The organism is Microvirga sp. 2MCAF35 (genome assembly GCF_052115545.1).
GTDB lineage: Bacteria > Pseudomonadota > Alphaproteobacteria > Rhizobiales > Beijerinckiaceae > Microvirga.
On sequence record NZ_JBFRGW010000096.1, the window covers coordinates 1 to 1,046 of the forward strand.

Annotated in this window: 1 protein-coding gene; it reads left to right on the top strand. The window is 64.1% G+C overall.

Annotated elements, in window-relative coordinates:
• Positions 1-88 precede the first annotated feature (88 nt).
• A protein-coding gene (locus AB4097_RS21460; RefSeq protein WP_442043323.1) for an IS630 family transposase occupies positions 89-1,031 on the top strand; the annotation gives its coding sequence in 2 pieces (ribosomal slippage) (positions 89-423 and positions 422-1,031; 945 coding nt in all).
• Positions 1,032-1,046 lie beyond the last annotated feature (15 nt).

A 1,046-nucleotide genomic window follows, 5' to 3' on the forward strand; every position in this document is an offset into this window, starting at 1 on the left:
CTAGAGCCTTTTTCGGCTATTCCGAGTCGGAGGGGATTCCGCTGTGAGGCGTGATGTGTCGTGCTGGCTTCCAGACATGGAGGCAGGCATGGCACGCGCTTACAGTCAGGATCTGCGGGACCGCGTGATCAAGACAGCCTTGGGTGGCGTCTCCGTGCGGCAGGCCGCTGCCCGCTATGGGGTTGGCATCTCAACCGCCGTTCTGTGGGTGCGCCGCGCTCGATCCGGCGAGGTGGCTGCCCGCCGGCAGGGGCAGCCCAAGGGCTGCAAGCTCGATGCGCATGCGACCTTTCTGCTGGAGCTGATTGACGCCTCCTCGCATATCAGTCTTCACGAGATGCAGATCCGCTTGCAGGAGGAGCGCGGCGTTTCGGCTGGCATCGGCACGCTCTGGCGCTTCTTCCACGCGCGGGCGATCACGGTCAAAAAAAACCGCCCACGCCTGCGAACGCGACCGGCCCGACGTCAGGGCCGCGCGGGAGGCCTGGTTTGACAGTCAACTTGATCTCGACCCGGAGCAGCTGGTGTTCATTGACGAGACCAGCGCGTCCACCAAGATGGCCCGCCTCTATGGACGTTGTGCGCGCGGCCAACGCCTAAGGGTCGGCCTTCCACATGGACATTGGAAGACCACCACCTTTGTGGCAGGCCTGCGCCTGAGCGGGTTCTCCGCCCCGATGGTGCTGGATGGGCCGATGACCGGCCCGTGGTTTACGGCTTATGTCGAGCAGATCCTGGTGCCGACACTCCGTCCGGGCGACGTGGTGATCCTGGACAACCTGCCGCCGCACAAGAGTGCCGCCGTGCGAGAGCTGATTGAGGCGGCAGGGGCCAGGCTGATGCGTCTACCGCCGTACTCGCCCGACTTCAATCCGATCGAGAATGCCTTTGCCAAGCTCAAGGCACTGCTGCGCAAGGCAGCCGCCCGCACGAAGGACGTGCTCTGGCAGACCATCGGTGAGCTCCTGGACGAGTTCTCGCCCGACGAATGCGCCAACTACTTCAGAGCCGCTGGATATGAACCGGAGTAGGCGGAAAGGGCTCTA